This is a genomic window from Corynebacterium sp. EPI-003-04-2554_SCH2473622, assembly GCF_001665955.1.
GTDB lineage: Bacteria > Actinomycetota > Actinomycetes > Mycobacteriales > Mycobacteriaceae > Corynebacterium > Corynebacterium pseudodiphtheriticum.
This window is the reverse complement of record NZ_LZMN01000051.1, coordinates 1-15,097: the sequence shown is the minus strand read 5'-3', so window position 1 is coordinate 15,097 and position 15,097 is coordinate 1. Positions and strand designations below refer to the sequence as shown.

Below are 15,097 nucleotides of genomic sequence, written 5' to 3'. Positions count from 1 at the left end.
CATTTCAATGTGCAACAAAACCGGACGGCGCTTTCGTCGTACCTACGGTGTAATGGGGGCCACAGGGGAAATTTTTGGGGAAACATAATCGGGGGGACCATGACAGAACACACTGAAATTTCTGATCAACAGTTAGTCGACGATTTCTGCAGTGGCGATGCCAGTGCTTTTAACGCGATTTTCACCAAGCACCGGCGTCGATTGCGTGGGGTAGCGCGCCGCTATGCAGGCAACGATCACGATATTGACGACATCATGCAAGATGCGATGCTTAAAGCCAGCACGAAGCTAGACACCTACCGGGCAGAATCTGCGTTGAGCACCTGGCTGCACCGGTTAGTCATGAATGCCGGTTATGACTACCTCAACCACAAGCATCGCCGGGAAACCCCCACGATTGACGCAGAAGTGGTGCCACACGACCACAACCCAGCTTTGGGTTATGATCCCGCTGGAAGTGTGGATGCGCGAATTTACCTGCAAGATGCTCTTGCAGAACTCGCCGAGGAACAACGCGAAGCTCTGACCCTGACAGATATCGCAGGCTACAGCATTTTTGAAGTCGCTAAACAGCAAGGCGTGGCACCGGGAACCGTAAAATCACGACGTTGGCGGGCACGCCAGGCCATTCGCGACGCCGTCGAACGCGCTCAAACCGGCTAGTTGTTAGGGCAATCATCGTGGGCAGAACCACACCTCCGTGCCATTGCGACCATGCTTGCGTCGCCAAGATTCTGTTTCATTAGCGCGTAGAATATCTGGCAGACAGATCCAGCAACGGAGGAAAATAATGATCGTTCACGATGTCGCCATAATTGGTTCTGGCCCAGCCGGCTACAGTGCCGCGCTTTATGCTGCCCGCGCTGAACTCAACCCAATCGTTTTTGAGGGCTATGAATACGGCGGCGAATTGATGAACACCACCGAGGTAGAGAACTACCCCGGCTTCCAAAAGGGCATCATGGGCCCCGAGCTAATGGAAGAAATGCGCGCACAGGCCCAACGTTTCGGTGCTGACTTGCGTATGGAATTAGTCGATCGCGTGGAGCTCGACGGTGAAATCAAAAAGATCTACGTCGGCGATGAGGAATTTGCCGCCCGCACCGTAATCTTGGCGACGGGTTCGGCACCACGTCACCTGGGAGTAGAAGGAGAAAAGGCGCTGACAGGCCGTGGCGTGTCTACATGCGCTACATGCGACGGCTTTTTCTTTAAGGACCACGATATTGCTGTTGTCGGTGGCGGAGATTCCGCAATGGAAGAAGCTACCTTCCTCACCAAATTCGCCCGATCGGTCACCATCGTGCACCGTCGCGAAGGTTTTTCTGCCTCGCCAATTATGCTGGACCGGGCAAAGAACAACGAGAAAATCTCCTGGGAGCTGAATAAGACCGTTGCTGCCATTCAAGAATCTGCAGGTAAGGTATCTGGCCTGACTCTGCAAGACACCCAGACCGGCGAAACCAGCGAGCTGGACGTGACTGCACTATTCGTCGCAATCGGTTCAGACCCGCGTACAGACTTAGTGCAAGGCCAGGTCGATTTGGAAGAAACTGGTTATGTCAAGGTCAACCACCCACACACCCACACCAACCTGGATGGTGTATTCGCGTGCGGTGACTTGGTGGATGACCACTACCAGCAAGCCATCACTGCTGCTGGTTCCGGCTGTCGTGCAGCCATCGACGCCGGCGAGTACTTGGCTGCTGTCGCCCGTTGAGGGCTGTTGGCAGCGGCAGTTCACTGGGAGTCAGCTGGGAATTCCCCCGCTGCAAAATAGAATTTTGCGCAACGTTTACTTGTGGTCATGGCAGACGCGTTTTCGCGCGCCATGGCGCTAATTCGTTGTGACTACACTAGAATTCTTAGTAATTCTTTCTAGAAAACCACGAGGTGACAAGTCACATGAGCAACACAATTGACATCACGTCCCAGACGTTCAAGTCTGAGGTCGTCGAATCAGATGTCCCAGTCATCGTCGATTTCTGGGCACAGTGGTGCGGTCCTTGCAAGAAATTAGGCCCAGTGCTGGATGAGATCGCCGCGGAATACGACGGCAAGATCAAGGTCGCCAAAGTAGACGTTGACACTGAACGCACCCTGGCTGCCATGTTCCAGGTCATGTCTATCCCTTCGGTGATGATCTACTCGGGTGGTTCCAAGGTGGACGAGTTCACCGGCAATTTGCCGAAAAAGCAAATCATCAGCAAGGTCGAGGCCGTTCTCTAGGTTCAACCTAGAGGGAGACCCGAAAGCGGTCATTCTCGCCGTCCCGCACTCACGCGGGCAACGTTTTCTGGCGGGAGTGGCTGCAGGACCGAACAAATTCCAAATATGAACACCACGACCATGGCTATCACGCTGCATGAGGGAGCGTTGTGACGAAAGTATTGAAGGTGGGCGATTCTTCAGCTCGCGTAGCAGAAGCTCGTGCCACTTTGGCCCGCCTGGGCATGCTATCCCACTTCGACGGTGACGTGGCGGACTGGAAGACTCAGAAATTCAGCGAAGAAGACAAATACTTCAGCGCCGAATTGGCGGAAGCGTTGAAGGCTTTCCAGCAATCCCGCGGCATCATCCCGTCGGGCACGATCGATGAGATCACCCTACGGGAACTTCGTCATGCCTCGTACACGCTGGGTGCCCGGGTGCTGTCTTTCCAACCCAACCAAGAACTATTTGGTGACGACGTCGCCCAACTGCAGCGCCAGCTACAGGAATTAGGCTTTTACAGCCACAACCTCGACGGTCATTTTGGACAAAACACGCACGAAGCATTGAGCAATTACCAGCTCAACTCCGGTTTACAAGATGACGGAATCTGTGGACCGAACACAATCCACTCTCTTTCTTTACTCGGTCGCCGCATCTCCACAGGCGGATCGGCACAAGCCATCCGGGAACGCGAGTGGGTTCGCCGTGCCGGGCCAAAACTGGCAGATAAACGTGTCGTCATTAATCCCGCGCTAGGCGGCGCCAACAAGGGAGCGACTGTCCGCGGACGTTTTGGTGAGATCACGGAAGAAGAAATCCTCTGGGATCTGTCTTCTCGTATCGAAGGACGCATGATTGCCGCTGGTGTGGAAACTATTATTTCCCGCCCTCGCATGGATGATCCCAGCGAGCGGGAGCGTGCTGATATCGCCAATGCTTTTGGTGCGGACCTCGTGATTAGCTTGCACTGCGATCATTATCGGAATGATAAGGCGAATGGTGCAGCAACATTCTATTTCGGCTCGAATTACGGTTCTTCCTCAATGATCGGGGAAAAACTTTCTGGCTTTGTACAACGCGAAATCGTTGCCCGCACAGAACTACAGGATTGCCGCAATCACGCACGTACCTGGGAAGTACTGCGCCTGCCACAGATGCCAACCATCGATGTCGTTCTGGGGTATTTGACGAACCCACAGGATGTCCAAATTTTGACGCAGCCAAAGCACCGCGATGCCATCGCGGAAGCCATCGTCGTTGGTGTGAAGCGGTTGTATTTGCTGGATCAGGACGATATGAAGACTGGCACCTACAACTTCGCAGAGCTGTTGGAAGCCGAACAGTCTTAGCCAGTGTTTCTCCGGTCTCGTGCGTGCAGCATCACGCTAACCACACTGGACTTTCCGTCTATGAACGCAAACAGTAACGCAAGTAGTCGGCAATCAGCACCAAAGTAATCAGCAGAGACGGTCAACAGGAAACAAATAACCCGGGCGCTGTGCACTAGTCGAAGTAACGAGGCACAGCGCCCGGGTTTTCCTTGGATTTCGCAGAGGTTTCTGCTCACATTTAGTCCGCAGTTCCGGCAGAACCTTCAATGAGCTCCATGATGCGTTGGAAATCATCTTGGTCACCGAATTCGATAACCATTTTTCCCTTACGTTTTCCCATGGACACAGTAACTTTCGTGTCCCATTTATCGGCCAGACGTTCGGCTGTATTCGTCAAATACTCTGGTTGTGGTGCTGGCGAATTTTTCTTCTTCGCTGCTGGTTTTTGCCCTTTATTCAGCAGTACAACAGCTTCTTCTGTGCCTCGCACGGATAGGCCTTCGGCTACCACGCGTTCTGCCAATTGCGACATTTGTTCTTTTTCCTGCAACCCCAATAACGCACGAGCATGCCCAGAAGAAAGCACACCAGCATCTACTCGCCGCTGCACATCTACTGGCAGGCGTAGCAAACGCAGAGTATTGGTGATTACCGGGCGAGAACGCCCCAGCCGGTCAGCTAGCTGTTCCTGTGTCACACCGAACTCTTCCAGCAACTGCTGATAGGCATGGGCTTCTTCCAGTGGATTCAGCTGCACCCGGTGGATATTTTCCAGCAATGCGTCGCGCAGCAAGGCATCATCTGTGGTTTGCCGCACGATAGCAGGGATCGTCGATAAGCCAGCCCGAGAAGCTGCCCGCCAACGTCGCTCACCCATGATGAGTTCGAAGCCGTCTTCCGCCGGGCGCACGACAATGGGCTGCAGAAGCCCGAATTCTTTAATGGAGTGCACTAGCTCTGCTAAGTCATCAGCATCGAAGACGGTACGCGGCTGCTTCGGGTTTGGCGAGATCTGGCCGACGGGCACCTCACGGTAGGTTGCACCGAATTGCGGGCCAAGACTTCCTGCGCGTGAGCGGGTCGCGTTGGACGACGAAGATGCGATCGTTGGCGCGCCTGGAACACTGGGTTTATTGGTGGATTTTCCGGCCTCTGCGGCATCGTCTTTGCCTGTGTCACGACCATCGCCGGTGGTGCCGTGCTTCGGGGCCCCGGCCAATCCTGTACCAGAACCAGTGCCAGAGTTAGGGGATTTTCCCTTAGCAGTATTCTTCTGGCCAGCCGGGCCAGCGTCACCAGCACCGTGGGCCCCACGGTTGCCGAGCGCCGATCCCAGAATCACATCAGCCGCGGAATTTCCTAGCCTAGGACGCGCGGACTGATCCTCGTCGTTCGCAGAAGGAATCAGGGCAGCCAAGCCACGGCCCAAGCCGCCTTGTTTTTGGTGTGGTTTTTTCTCCGCCATGAAAACTCGTTACTCCTTATGCTTCGTCCGCTGTGTCGTGCACCGTATCGTCGGCAGCCTGATCTGCAGTCTCTTCGGCTGTTTCAGTGGCTTCGTCGGCGTTCTGTTGGGAAAGCTGTGCAAAAATCTCCGGGCTCACACCAATCGGCCCCGTCGAGCTGTGGGGCACGTAGTCACCGCGCTCATCCAACTCTTTCGCCGCCGCTCCGTAGGCATAGGCGCCGTGGGAGCTCGGGGAGTAGTCAATCACCGTCTGCCCGTATCCGGGGGCTTCTGAGACGCGTACAGAGCGCGGAATGACGTTACCCAGGACGACGGCACCAAACTGCCCGCGCACTTCGTCGACGACTTGCTCGGCCAACTTGGTGCGCCCGTCGTACATCGTCAGCAACACACCGGAAATGTGTAGATCTGCGTTCAGATGCTCGCGGATCATAGTGATGTTGTTCAGCAGCTGACCCACTCCCTCCAGAGCGTAATACTCACACTGGATCGGGATGATCACTTCCTGCACCGCCGTCATCGCGTTGATCGTCAACAGGCCCAGTGATGGAGGACAATCAATGAAGACGTAATCGAACCCGTATTCGTCCAAAAAACCGTTCTTCAAAGCGTCGGAAAGCCGATATTCGCGGCGCACCAAACTCACCAACTCAATCTCTGCACCAGCCAGATCAATCGTGGCAGGGATGCACCAGAGATTGTCACGGTTTGGAGACTGTTGCACGGCTTGTTTCGCCGTGGCGTTGCCGAGTAGGACCTCGTAGCTAGATTTCGTGCCTGTGCGGTGCTCGACGCCCAGCGCCGTAGAAGCGTTGCCCTGCGGGTCGAGGTCTATGACCAACACCGTATGGCCTTGGTGGGCGAGGGCAGCGGCTAGGTTCACGGCGCTGGTGGTTTTTCCAACGCCGCCTTTTTGATTGGCGATCGTGATCAAGCGGGGCTGCTGTGTCATGCCAATGAGCTTACTTTACGCGATGAACACGTATCAGGGTGGTGGGTTCGTCCAGCTCAGACCCCACAGTAATAATTTCGGCGCGTTCGCCTTTGGCGCGTTTAATAGCGGCTTGATCACGCTCGATTTCTTCGCTTGCCGACGAACCTTTCATCGCCAGCATTATTCCGCCAGGACGACACAGGGGCAGCGACCACCGTGCCAGCTTAGCCAGCGGAGCCACCGCACGGGAGGTCACCACGTCAAATTTCGTGTCTTTGCCAAGGTTTTCGGCGCGCTCGCGGATGACGGTGACGTTGTCGAGTCCGAGTTTCTCACTGACTTCGCTCAGATAATTGGAACGTTTCAGCAAAGGTTCCAACAACGTTACGTGTAGGTCTGGGCGGGCAATAGCCAAAGGGATACCAGGCAGGCCAGCTCCGGAACCAATGTCAATAGTGCGTGAGCCTTCTGGAATTGCCTCGCCGATAACCGCACAGTTGTAAATGTGCCTATCCCACAGTCGTGGGGCCTCCCGCGGACCAATAAACCCACGGGTGGTGGCATCCGTCGCCAAGGATTCGTGATAGGCCAGCGCTAGATCCTGCCGGTCGCCGAAAATACGAGCCAGCATTATTTCTTCTTGCCCTGGTTTTGTTGCTGGTTGTGGCCTTGGTTCTTGCGCTGCTTCTTCGTCTGTTTATTTAGCTTGCGAGCCGCCGGAGCTGGTGCGGAAGAGCGCTTAGCTTCGCGCTTTGCCTCTTCTTCTGCTTCTTCTTCGCGGTCCATTTTGCCGTAGATGATACGGGTTTGGATGAAGGTCCACACGGTGTTGGTCAGCATGTAAAACAGCAGACCGATAGTCCAGATGAAGCCGGTGGCCAAGGTGATTGCTGGCATGACCCACAGCATCATCTTGTTCATCATGCCCATCTGCATCTGCATCATTTCGGCGTTATCCCCGGTGGGTTGCGGGGTCTTGCCCGCTGCGCGGCGAGCTTCCTGGCGGCCGACGGTAAAACGAGCATTCAAGTGAGTCAGCGTCGCAATGGTCAGCACCAACGGCACCGCAACAGCAATGATGTTAAGACGGGTGAAGTCTGCCCCAAAAGTCTGCATAGCGTCTTCCGACATGGAGATAAACGCAGAAAGAGGCACGCCAAATACGTCAGCGTCCAAGAAGGACTGGACATCTTCGACGGAGAACGAATAGTTCGGAATATTGCGGTTTTCTTCTACCGTCAAACCAGGGGAACCAAAACGTTCCTCCGTCCGGTTGAACATGCGCAGCACGTGGAACAGACCAATGAAGACTGGGATCTGTGCCAACATCGGCAGACATCCCGCCAGTGGGTTCATCCCGGATTCTTTATAAAACTTCTGCAGCTCTTGGCTCTGCTTCGTTTTATCATTTTTGTACTTATCCCGGATTTCTTTCATCTTTGGTTGCAGCTCTTGCATTTTCCGGGAGGAGCGCAACTGCGTGATCATGGGCTTGACCAACAAAGCTTTAATGGTCATGGTCAGCAAGATGATGGACAAAACCCAGGTATATCCGGAGTGCGGATCCATCACCAGGCTTAAGACATCACGCCAAAAACCTAAGATCCACGAAATCGGATAATAGATGAAATTAAGCACAAATAATCCTTATTCTGACTTATTCTGATTCGTTCTGACGAGGAGCTTCCGGCAAGTGTGCAAACGGACTTGCCGGATCGTAGCCACCCGGGTGCCAAGGGCCACATTTAGAAATTCTCACGATAGCACAGACCAGGCCTTTAAAAGCCCCGTGACGCGCGAAAACCTCCAGGCTATAGGCACTGCATGTGGGCTCGAAACGGCAAGTCGACATCGGTTTCTGGGAAGACAAGTTTTTCTGGTAAAACCTCACCATTGCCACCAGCAACCGGGAAGGACCACGCGCTGCGGGGATAGCTTCCCCATCCGTGTTGTAATACGTCACTGTGTAGCCGCTTCCGCATTCTTTGCAGTAGAAGCATTTGGCGCGATATGCGCAGAAGTTTTCTCGAGCTTTTTCAGCGCACGGAACACTGCACTACGCACGTCTTTGCGCAGCTGTTGCGGCTCAGCGTCGACAAGCGCAGGTAGAGCACGCACGACGACGTCGACCGCAGGGTCAAGTTCTACACATAGCTCGCGGCAGATATGACGCAACTGGCGGGCGGTGCGGTGCCGGACGACGGCATTGCCAATGCTTTTAGAGACGATAAGACCAAAACGGGGACCAGAAACAGCAAGTGTTTCTGATCCCTGTTGCTGATAGCAGTGCGCTATCACGCTGCGTGATCCTGCCCGCCGTCCCTTTTTCGTGACCCGCCGAAATTGTTGCGGCGAAGTCAGTTTATGTTGGCGGGGAAGCATAACTTAAGCAGTCAGCTTCGAACGACCCTTTTTGCGACGGGCTGCCACGATGGCACGGCCAGCGCGCGTACGCATGCGGGTACGGAATCCGTGAACGCGTGCGCGACGACGGTTGTTTGGTTGGAATGTGCGTTTACCCTTTGCCACGGTAGATCTCCTTCACTAAGCGGTGCGACGCTGCCATAGTGGCGCGTCAGATGCAGTTCGAGAACCAACACTCCGCGCCAGCGAGCTTGGGAAAGCGCTGCAACGCACGAGTGCCATTCGGTTCTTCAGTACACAGTCCGAGACTGTGAAAAGACTTAGCCAGACTACGTCACAGCGAGCAGGAAAAACAAATCAACACGCCGTAACAGCCTGGCGATTTTGCTCTCGCCAACCGCCAGCCATGCGGGTACCCCCGGAATCACAAGAATGTTATCCCCAGGAATGAATCAACCCCTGTGAAATACAACCCGGCGCAGTGCTGCACGTTCTCCACAAAGCATCGAATACAGGATCCGTAAATAACAACTATGTGATTCAAGCAGGCTATCGAAGAAAAACCGCTTGCTAGACAGTTTTCCACACCAGCGGGTAGTAATGAATAGGAGCTTCTACTCACAAGAATCCACAACCTCAACTGTGGATAACTCTCAACAGGAAGTTTATAGTTAGGATAAAAATGCAGGTAGAAGGCTATAATTACCAACAACAAGTTATCCACAATAATGTGAATAACTGTGAATAACATTTCCCGCGAGTCTATTCACAGTTGTGGATAACTCTGTGAAATACTGGTCAAGCTATATTTCTGGCAGCAGCTACCCTGTGGAATCCTCCTGGGGAATTTCATTTGGAGCTTGCTCTGGAATTTGCCCCAGAGTTTGCTCTGGAATTTGCTGACCAGACATAACTAACTAGATAACAAAAATCGCCGAAAGACTCTCCGAGAACCCAAGGCTAAAACACCAGCAAACACGAAACGACGACCGAACTAGACAGAATCGAGGCACTGTGGCAGACGATGCGTCCACGCTCGCAGAAAATTGGCAGAAGATGGTCGATGACCTTCTCTATATCTCTGACCAACCAGATTCTGACGTACCGTCTTTCACTCACCAACAGCGTGCCCATCTGCAGCGCGCCCGACCAATCACCATGGTCAATAGCTACGCGCTACTGACCGTTCCGAACGAAAATGTCAAGGCGACGATTGAAAATGATTTAGGCCCACACATCGTGCGTATCCTGAATCATTACCTAGGTAAATCTTGTTCATTGGCTGTGTCCATCGCCGCGCCACAAGACGACGAATGGCAGTCCTCGCATTCTCCAGCTCAGGCCAGCCGGGATTACGAACCGCGATACACCTCTCGCTACAGCCCGCGAGAAGAGTCACCAGTATCCCCAGAACGCAATGAACCTGGGGCATCCAGCCCCGCAGCCAGCCAATCGGGAAAGCAATCTTCTTCCACTTCACGGCCGAGTGCTCCGCGACGAACACCGCGTAATCATCACGATTCGCAAATCGAAATCGGCTTTAGCGACCACCAGCCTAGCGCTGCCCCTCGAGAAGCCAATCCGCCCCGGGCAGCAGCCAGTCTCGATGAACTAGCACAGGCATACCAGCAACAACAGGCACAGAAAGCTGGCGCCACAGACACCGGGCAGCCCGATTCTGCCCGCCGTCTACACCGCGAAGCTCCTGCACATGATCCCAACCAGGAACAATCGCTCAACCCCAAATACACATTCGAAAATTTCGTTATCGGTTCGTCGAATCGCTTCGCCAACGGTGCCGCCGTCGCGGTGGCGGAAAATCCAGCACGTGCCTATAACCCGCTGTTCATTTGGGGCGGATCCGGTTTGGGCAAAACACACCTCTTGCATGCAGCAGGTAATTACGCCCAAGTGCTACAACCAAAACTGAGAGTAAAGTATGTGTCTTCGGAGGAATTCACCAACGACTACATCAATTCTTTGCGCGATGACCGGCAGGAATCTTTCAAACGCCGCTATCGCAACTTAGATATCTTGATGGTTGACGATATCCAATTCTTAGAAGGCAAAGAGTCTACGCAAGAAGAGTTTTTCCATACTTTCAATGCGCTGCACCAAGCTGATAAGCAAATCATTTTGTCCTCCGACCGCCCGCCGAAGCAGCTAACCACCCTGGAAGATCGCTTGCGTACCCGCTTCGAAGGCGGATTAATTACTGATGTGCAGCCACCTGATCTGGAAACACGCATCGCGATTTTGATGAAGAAAGCTTCCGCCGACGGCACCCGCGTCGACAGGGAGGTACTGGAATTTATTGCTTCTCAATTCGAGTCTTCTATTCGCGAATTAGAAGGCGCACTGATTCGCGTTTCTGCATATTCTTCACTAATCAACGAGCCGATCGATATGAAGCTTGCAGAAATCGCGCTGCACGACATCCTTCCAGATACAGCGAACCTGGAAATTACTATGTCCACGATCATGGAAGTGACTGCAGAGTATTTCAATATCGAGTTCAAGGCACTGACTGGTGCCGGCAAAACTCGGGCGATTGCACATGCCCGTCAGCTCGCGATGTATTTGTGCCGCGAATTAACCGATAACTCTTTGCCCAAGATTGGCGAAGCCTTCGGCGGTAAAGATCACACTACTGTGATGTATGCGGATCGGAAGATCCGGAAAGAAATGACAGAAAATCGGAATACCTACGATGAAATTCAACAGCTGACGCAAATTATTAAGACGCGAGGTCGCGTTTCTTAAGCTTCGTGTTCGGCTGACACTGCAGCCGTCCCAGCTCGATACCCCACCAGGTCCTTGGATTGTCCAGGGCCTGGTTTTCTTTATCCACAAGGTTCTCCACACCTGTGTAATTACACGTTTGTAATTTATATTTTTTGTAACCCAGATCATAAATAATGGCTGTGAAAGAATTCTGAGCTGTGTGAATCTACCGGTGGAAGAATTGTGGAAAAATCGGCCCATGTTGTGGAGAAGCAGAATTACACGGGAGTTATCCACAATTGCACCGTTTTATCCACAAGAACTACACACGCATAAACACAATCTGAAAAACGGCTTTGAGCTTTGCCGATGACCCATTATTCACAGATATAACAAGGCTTATTGCTACTACTATCTTTTTAACTTGGAAATCTATTAAGAGAAAGAGGGTGTGAAGGAACGGAAGAATTTTTGTTTTATACCGAAAAACAAACAAAGACCAGCTCGTCTGTGACGAGGTAATTACAACGATGTAACCTCAGCATCCAGGATGTGCTCTTAAATACGAACAATGTAATTCAGATAGCTAAATTAGCTAACCCTAAATGACAAGAATTCCCCGAAAAAGCCGTCTTCTGCTACTGGAAAAGTGTTAGGATTTCGGGTAACTTCAGATATTTCTGCAACCAGAATTCCCGTAACCAGAATTCGCGAATTACAACTTCTAAAGAGAGCTTGATACCAACATGGATTCCTCCGCAGTATCGTTCCGTGTTGCCAAGGAAGACTTGGCAGACGCCGTCGCTTGGGTAGCTAAGAATCTGCCTTCCAAAGCGACTCAGCCTGTCTTGCGCGCGATGCTGATTACTGCTGATGAATCCGGCCTGGAGCTCTCTGGCTTTGACTACGAAGTTTCCACCAAGATTAAGCTCCCCGCAGAAGTAGAGACCGAAGGCACTATTGCAGTTGCGGGTAAATTGCTAGCAGATATCGTCGCTAGCTTGGCCAACAAGCCAGTCGAACTGAAAGTCAATGATTCCACTGCGTTGGTGCGTTGTGGTTCTTCCCGTTTCGAGCTACCTCTGATTCCGCTGGATGATTACCCACAACTGCCGGAACTACCACAAGTTACCGGCAGCCTGAACCCATCGCTATTTACTGATGCCGTTACGCAAGTTGCTTCTGCAGCCGGCCGTGATGACACTTTGCCGATGCTCACTGGCGTGCACTTCGCCATTAACGGCTCAGATATTAAACTTGCTGCTACAGACCGTTTCCGTTTGGCTATTCGCCAACTGAATTGGGATCCGGTTAGCGAAGGCGTCTCGGCTAAATTGCTGGTACCAGCAAAAACTTTGCAAGAAAATGCGCGAAGCCTAGACACTAGTTTGGATCAGCCCGTACAAATCGCAGTGGGAGCTGGCGATAATGTCGGTGCTGAAGGCCTATTTGGCTTGCACTCGCACAATCGCGAAACCACCACTCGCATGCTAGATGCAGAATTTCCGAATATTGAGCCACTATTGCCAAAAACCCATAGCTGCGTTGCTAGCGTCGACATTGCCCCACTACAAGAAGCGATTCGTCGCGTCTCGTTGTTAACCGAACGAAACGCTCAGGTACGCATGGAATTTTCTGAGGACCAGGTTATTTTGTCTGCGGGTGGTGCAGAATCTGGCCATGCAGAAGAAGCAGTACCGTGCGAATTCTCCGGTCGTGATGAGTTAATCATCGCGTTCAATCCGGGATACCTGAAAGATGGTTTGTCCGTTGTACGCACCGAGAAGGTCTTCTTCGGATTTACTGAATCATCTCGTCCTGCCATCTTGCTGCCGCAGCCGGAGCACATGCCGGAAGCCAACGAAGACGGCCAATTCCCGAGCCCACAGTCTGATTTCACTTACCTTCTGATGCCGGTTCGTTTGCCTGGGTAATGTATCTCCAAAACCTGCAGCTCCGTGATTTCCGCTCTTGGCCGGAATTCTCCCTGCGGTTTGCGCCGGGAATCAGCGTGTTCGTCGGCCGCAATGGCTATGGTAAAACCAATATTGTCGAAGCCATTGGCTATCTTGCGCACCTCGGCTCACACCGGGTAGCAACCGATGCGCCGCTGATCCGCATTGGCCAAGATAATGCACGGATATCCGCCAGCATTATTAATCAAGGTCGCGAGCTCACTGCGCACCTATTGGTCAAATCTAGTGGTAGCAATAGTGCACAGATAAACCGAACTCGGTTGAAAACACCCCGGGAACTGCTTGGGGTAGCAAAGACCGTGCTGTTTTCTCCGGAAGATTTGGCTCTATTACGTGGCGAGCCAGGGGAGCGCCGCCGCTATCTCGATAGGATGCTGGCTAGTAGAACCCCACGAATTGCCGGCGTGAAGGCTGATTACGACAAAGTCTTGCGTCAGCGAAATGCGCTGCTGAAGTCAGCTAGTGCGGCATTGAAGCGTGGGTATCGAGACGATGATTCCGCATCTGCCTTAGCAACCTTGGATGCCTGGGATAATCGTTTAGCTGGATTGGGTGCACAGCTAATTGCTGCGCGTATCGAGTTGGTTGATGAGCTAAAAATTCAGGTTCGTAAGGCCTATGCGGCTATCGCTCCAGAATCTCGCCCAGCAGATGTCTCTTATAATTCCACCCTGGATACCGTGGTAGAAAACGGTAATTCTGGGGTGGCTGCTGGTTCTGGGAATTCGACAGCGATGCCGTCTCGGCGCATCACCGACGAGTATTACCGGGATGAGCACGGTCACGTGCAAGTCGAACTCATCGAGGCTGCCATGCTGGGAGCATTAGGCAATGCGCGGAACAAAGAGATTGAGCGCGGCGTTAGCCTCGTCGGCCCGCACCGTGATGACATGGAAGCACTACTTGGTGCTAATCCGGCGAAAGGTTTTGCTTCGCATGGTGAGACCTGGTCTTATGCCATTGCGTTGCGCTGGGCAGAATTCGAGATTTTGCGGCAATCGGGCACGGATCCGATTCTGATTCTGGATGATGTGTTTGCGGAACTGGATGTGAAGCGTCGGCGGCACCTGGTCAAGCTTGCGAGCTCTGTGGAACAGGTGCTGATTACCGCTGCGGTGGAAGAAGATATTCCCGAGGAACTAGAACCGAATTCTGTAGTTCGCATCGGCGTCCACGATTCTATGAGCGCCAGCGGTGAGTATTCACGTGTGTCCTTTATCGACACCAGCCAGAACGAGCGACGTGCTGGTGCCGAAGACACACCCCAGCCTGGCGACGGTGGATCACGATGAGTGCTTCTGCCGATAATTCAGCAGGCAACCAGTCACAGAATCAGTCACAAAAACTGCCCCCTAACCAGCCACAGATACCAAGCCAGCCTCGTGATCTTGTCGACGCCACCTTTGCCGCCGTCCGGGAAGCTGCTGCACAACGTGGATTCGCACCACCACTGGGCACTTCGCAGACGGGTGCACAAAGTTATCTGCGCCGCCGTCGGCAAGCACGGGCGCACCAGGAACGTAATGCCCAGAACACTCCTGGCGCCCTCGGTGCGCTGAATTGGCAGAAATACCGGCAATCCGGGCCTGATGGCAGGCGTCCGCGCAGGCAATTGAATTTGCCGTCGGCGGGTGCGGTACTGAACAAAGAAATTACCTCCCGCGGTTGGGAGAAAAACCTGGCCTCTGGGTGGGTGACTGGGCACTGGGCGCAGCTGGTGGGTGAGAAGATCGCGCAGCACACCAAGGTAGAGATGGTGAAAGATACGGCGCTATTTATCAGTTGTGACTCCACCGCGTGGGCGACGAATTTGCGGTATATGCAGCGGGAGATTCTGCGCTCGATCCGCGAGAAAGCTGGACCGGACGTGATCACTGAGTTGAAGATCTTTGGCCCGCAGGCACCGAATTGGCGTAAGGGCAAGCTACATGTGAAAGGTCGCGGTCCGCGCGATACGTACGGATAAACCACTGATAAGCAGCTGCGGTTCTGACATGCGACCGTGCGGTGTGCCTGCGGCTTAGCTCCACCCGGGCAGGGTGTCTGGGGTGTAAGATTGGAATGTCGAAGATTTCCTCTTTAAGGA

The 15,097-nt window shown here is 53.2% G+C and carries 15 protein-coding genes; 8 read left to right on the top strand and 7 right to left on the bottom strand.

The annotated features are described in order from the left end of the window. Positions 1-99: 99 nt before the first annotated feature. The 4 genes from A5774_RS05800 to A5774_RS05785 all read left to right on the top strand — a co-directional run bounded on the left by A5774_RS05800 (position 100) and on the right by A5774_RS05785 (position 3,563). A complete protein-coding gene (locus A5774_RS05800; RefSeq protein WP_021353375.1) occupies positions 100-663 on the top strand; it encodes an RNA polymerase sigma factor in 564 nt (187 codons plus the stop codon). A 127-nt stretch (positions 664-790) separates the two neighbouring features. Further along, positions 791-1,720: a thioredoxin-disulfide reductase gene (gene trxB, locus A5774_RS05795; protein ID WP_021353376.1), complete on the top strand. Its 930-nt coding sequence runs from the start codon at positions 791-793 to the stop codon at positions 1,718-1,720. A gap of 185 nt (positions 1,721-1,905) precedes the next feature. Then, positions 1,906-2,229 (top strand): thioredoxin, encoded by a 324-nt coding sequence (gene trxA / locus A5774_RS05790; RefSeq protein ID WP_021353377.1) that lies wholly within the window; start codon positions 1,906-1,908, stop codon positions 2,227-2,229. 149 nt (positions 2,230-2,378) lie between these two features. After that, on the top strand, positions 2,379-3,563 hold the full coding sequence (locus tag A5774_RS05785; protein WP_021353378.1) for an N-acetylmuramoyl-L-alanine amidase: 1,185 nt from the start codon (positions 2,379-2,381) through the stop codon (positions 3,561-3,563). Between the two features lie 220 nt (positions 3,564-3,783). On the opposite strand, the gene A5774_RS05780 is transcribed toward A5774_RS05785, so the two are convergent. Genes A5774_RS05780 through rpmH form a run of 7 tightly spaced genes read right to left on the bottom strand, consistent with a single transcriptional unit; the run spans position 3,784 to position 8,476 of the window. After that, on the bottom strand, positions 3,784-5,010 hold the full coding sequence (locus A5774_RS05780) for a ParB/RepB/Spo0J family partition protein (protein WP_064833783.1): 1,227 nt from the start codon (positions 5,008-5,010) through the stop codon (positions 3,784-3,786). 16 nt (positions 5,011-5,026) lie between these two features. Further along, positions 5,027-5,965, bottom strand: a complete 939-nt coding sequence (locus A5774_RS05775; RefSeq protein WP_023018657.1) for a ParA family protein — start codon at positions 5,963-5,965, stop codon at positions 5,027-5,029. 10 nt (positions 5,966-5,975) lie between these two features. Continuing rightward, on the bottom strand, positions 5,976-6,578 hold the full coding sequence (gene rsmG / locus A5774_RS05770) for a 16S rRNA (guanine(527)-N(7))-methyltransferase RsmG (protein WP_021353383.1): 603 nt from the start codon (positions 6,576-6,578) through the stop codon (positions 5,976-5,978). Next, positions 6,578-7,585, bottom strand: a complete 1,008-nt coding sequence (gene yidC, locus A5774_RS05765; protein ID WP_021353384.1) for a membrane protein insertase YidC — start codon at positions 7,583-7,585, stop codon at positions 6,578-6,580. The genes rsmG and yidC overlap by 1 nt, the downstream gene beginning before the upstream one ends. Positions 7,586-7,604: 19 nt before the next feature. Further along, complete coding sequence (gene yidD / locus A5774_RS10910; protein WP_326480656.1) at positions 7,605-7,847, bottom strand: membrane protein insertion efficiency factor YidD; 243 nt, start codon at positions 7,845-7,847, stop codon at positions 7,605-7,607. 59 nt (positions 7,848-7,906) lie between these two features. Then, entirely contained in the window at positions 7,907-8,329 is a 423-nt protein-coding gene (rnpA, locus tag A5774_RS05760) for a ribonuclease P protein component (RefSeq protein WP_024272831.1), read from the bottom strand. A 3-nt stretch (positions 8,330-8,332) separates the two neighbouring features. Continuing rightward, on the bottom strand, positions 8,333-8,476 hold the full coding sequence (rpmH, locus tag A5774_RS05755) for a 50S ribosomal protein L34 (RefSeq protein WP_021353386.1): 144 nt from the start codon (positions 8,474-8,476) through the stop codon (positions 8,333-8,335). 891 nt (positions 8,477-9,367) lie between these two features. Between rpmH and dnaA the strand changes: the two genes are divergently transcribed. The 4 genes from dnaA to A5774_RS05735 all read left to right on the top strand — a co-directional run bounded on the left by dnaA (position 9,368) and on the right by A5774_RS05735 (position 14,977). Next, the gene (gene dnaA, locus A5774_RS05750) at positions 9,368-11,074 is read left to right on the top strand and encodes a chromosomal replication initiator protein DnaA (RefSeq protein WP_369707189.1); all 1,707 of its coding nucleotides are present in this window, start codon (positions 9,368-9,370) and stop codon (positions 11,072-11,074) included. Positions 11,075-11,781: 707 nt separating this feature from the next. Then, a complete protein-coding gene (gene dnaN / locus A5774_RS05745; RefSeq protein ID WP_021353388.1) occupies positions 11,782-12,969 on the top strand; it encodes a DNA polymerase III subunit beta in 1,188 nt (395 codons plus the stop codon). Next, positions 12,969-14,303 (top strand): DNA replication/repair protein RecF, encoded by a 1,335-nt coding sequence (gene recF, locus A5774_RS05740; protein ID WP_023018654.1) that lies wholly within the window; start codon positions 12,969-12,971, stop codon positions 14,301-14,303. Before dnaN ends, recF begins: the two co-directional genes overlap by 1 nt. Beyond that, positions 14,300-14,977, top strand: a complete 678-nt coding sequence (locus tag A5774_RS05735; protein WP_023018653.1) for a DciA family protein — start codon at positions 14,300-14,302, stop codon at positions 14,975-14,977. The genes recF and A5774_RS05735 overlap by 4 nt, the downstream gene beginning before the upstream one ends. Positions 14,978-15,097: the final 120 nt, after the last annotated feature.

Coding starts and splice junctions, on each gene's coding strand:
- A5774_RS05800 (WP_021353375.1), top strand. CDS start 100: ATGACAGAACACACTGAAATTTCTGATCAACAGTTAGTCGACGATTTC.
- trxB (WP_021353376.1), top strand. CDS start 791: ATGATCGTTCACGATGTCGCCATAATTGGTTCTGGCCCAGCCGGCTAC.
- trxA (WP_021353377.1), top strand. CDS start 1,906: ATGAGCAACACAATTGACATCACGTCCCAGACGTTCAAGTCTGAGGTC.
- A5774_RS05780 (WP_064833783.1), bottom strand. CDS start 5,010: ATGGCGGAGAAAAAACCACACCAAAAACAAGGCGGCTTGGGCCGTGGC.
- A5774_RS05775 (WP_023018657.1), bottom strand. CDS start 5,965: ATGACACAGCAGCCCCGCTTGATCACGATCGCCAATCAAAAAGGCGGC.
- rsmG (WP_021353383.1), bottom strand. CDS start 6,578: ATGCTGGCTCGTATTTTCGGCGACCGGCAGGATCTAGCGCTGGCCTAT.
- rnpA (WP_024272831.1), bottom strand. CDS start 8,329: ATGCTTCCCCGCCAACATAAACTGACTTCGCCGCAACAATTTCGGCGG.
- dnaA (WP_369707189.1), top strand. CDS start 9,368: ATGGTCGATGACCTTCTCTATATCTCTGACCAACCAGATTCTGACGTA.
- dnaN (WP_021353388.1), top strand. CDS start 11,782: ATGGATTCCTCCGCAGTATCGTTCCGTGTTGCCAAGGAAGACTTGGCA.
- recF (WP_023018654.1), top strand. CDS start 12,969: ATGTATCTCCAAAACCTGCAGCTCCGTGATTTCCGCTCTTGGCCGGAA.
- A5774_RS05735 (WP_023018653.1), top strand. CDS start 14,300: ATGAGTGCTTCTGCCGATAATTCAGCAGGCAACCAGTCACAGAATCAG.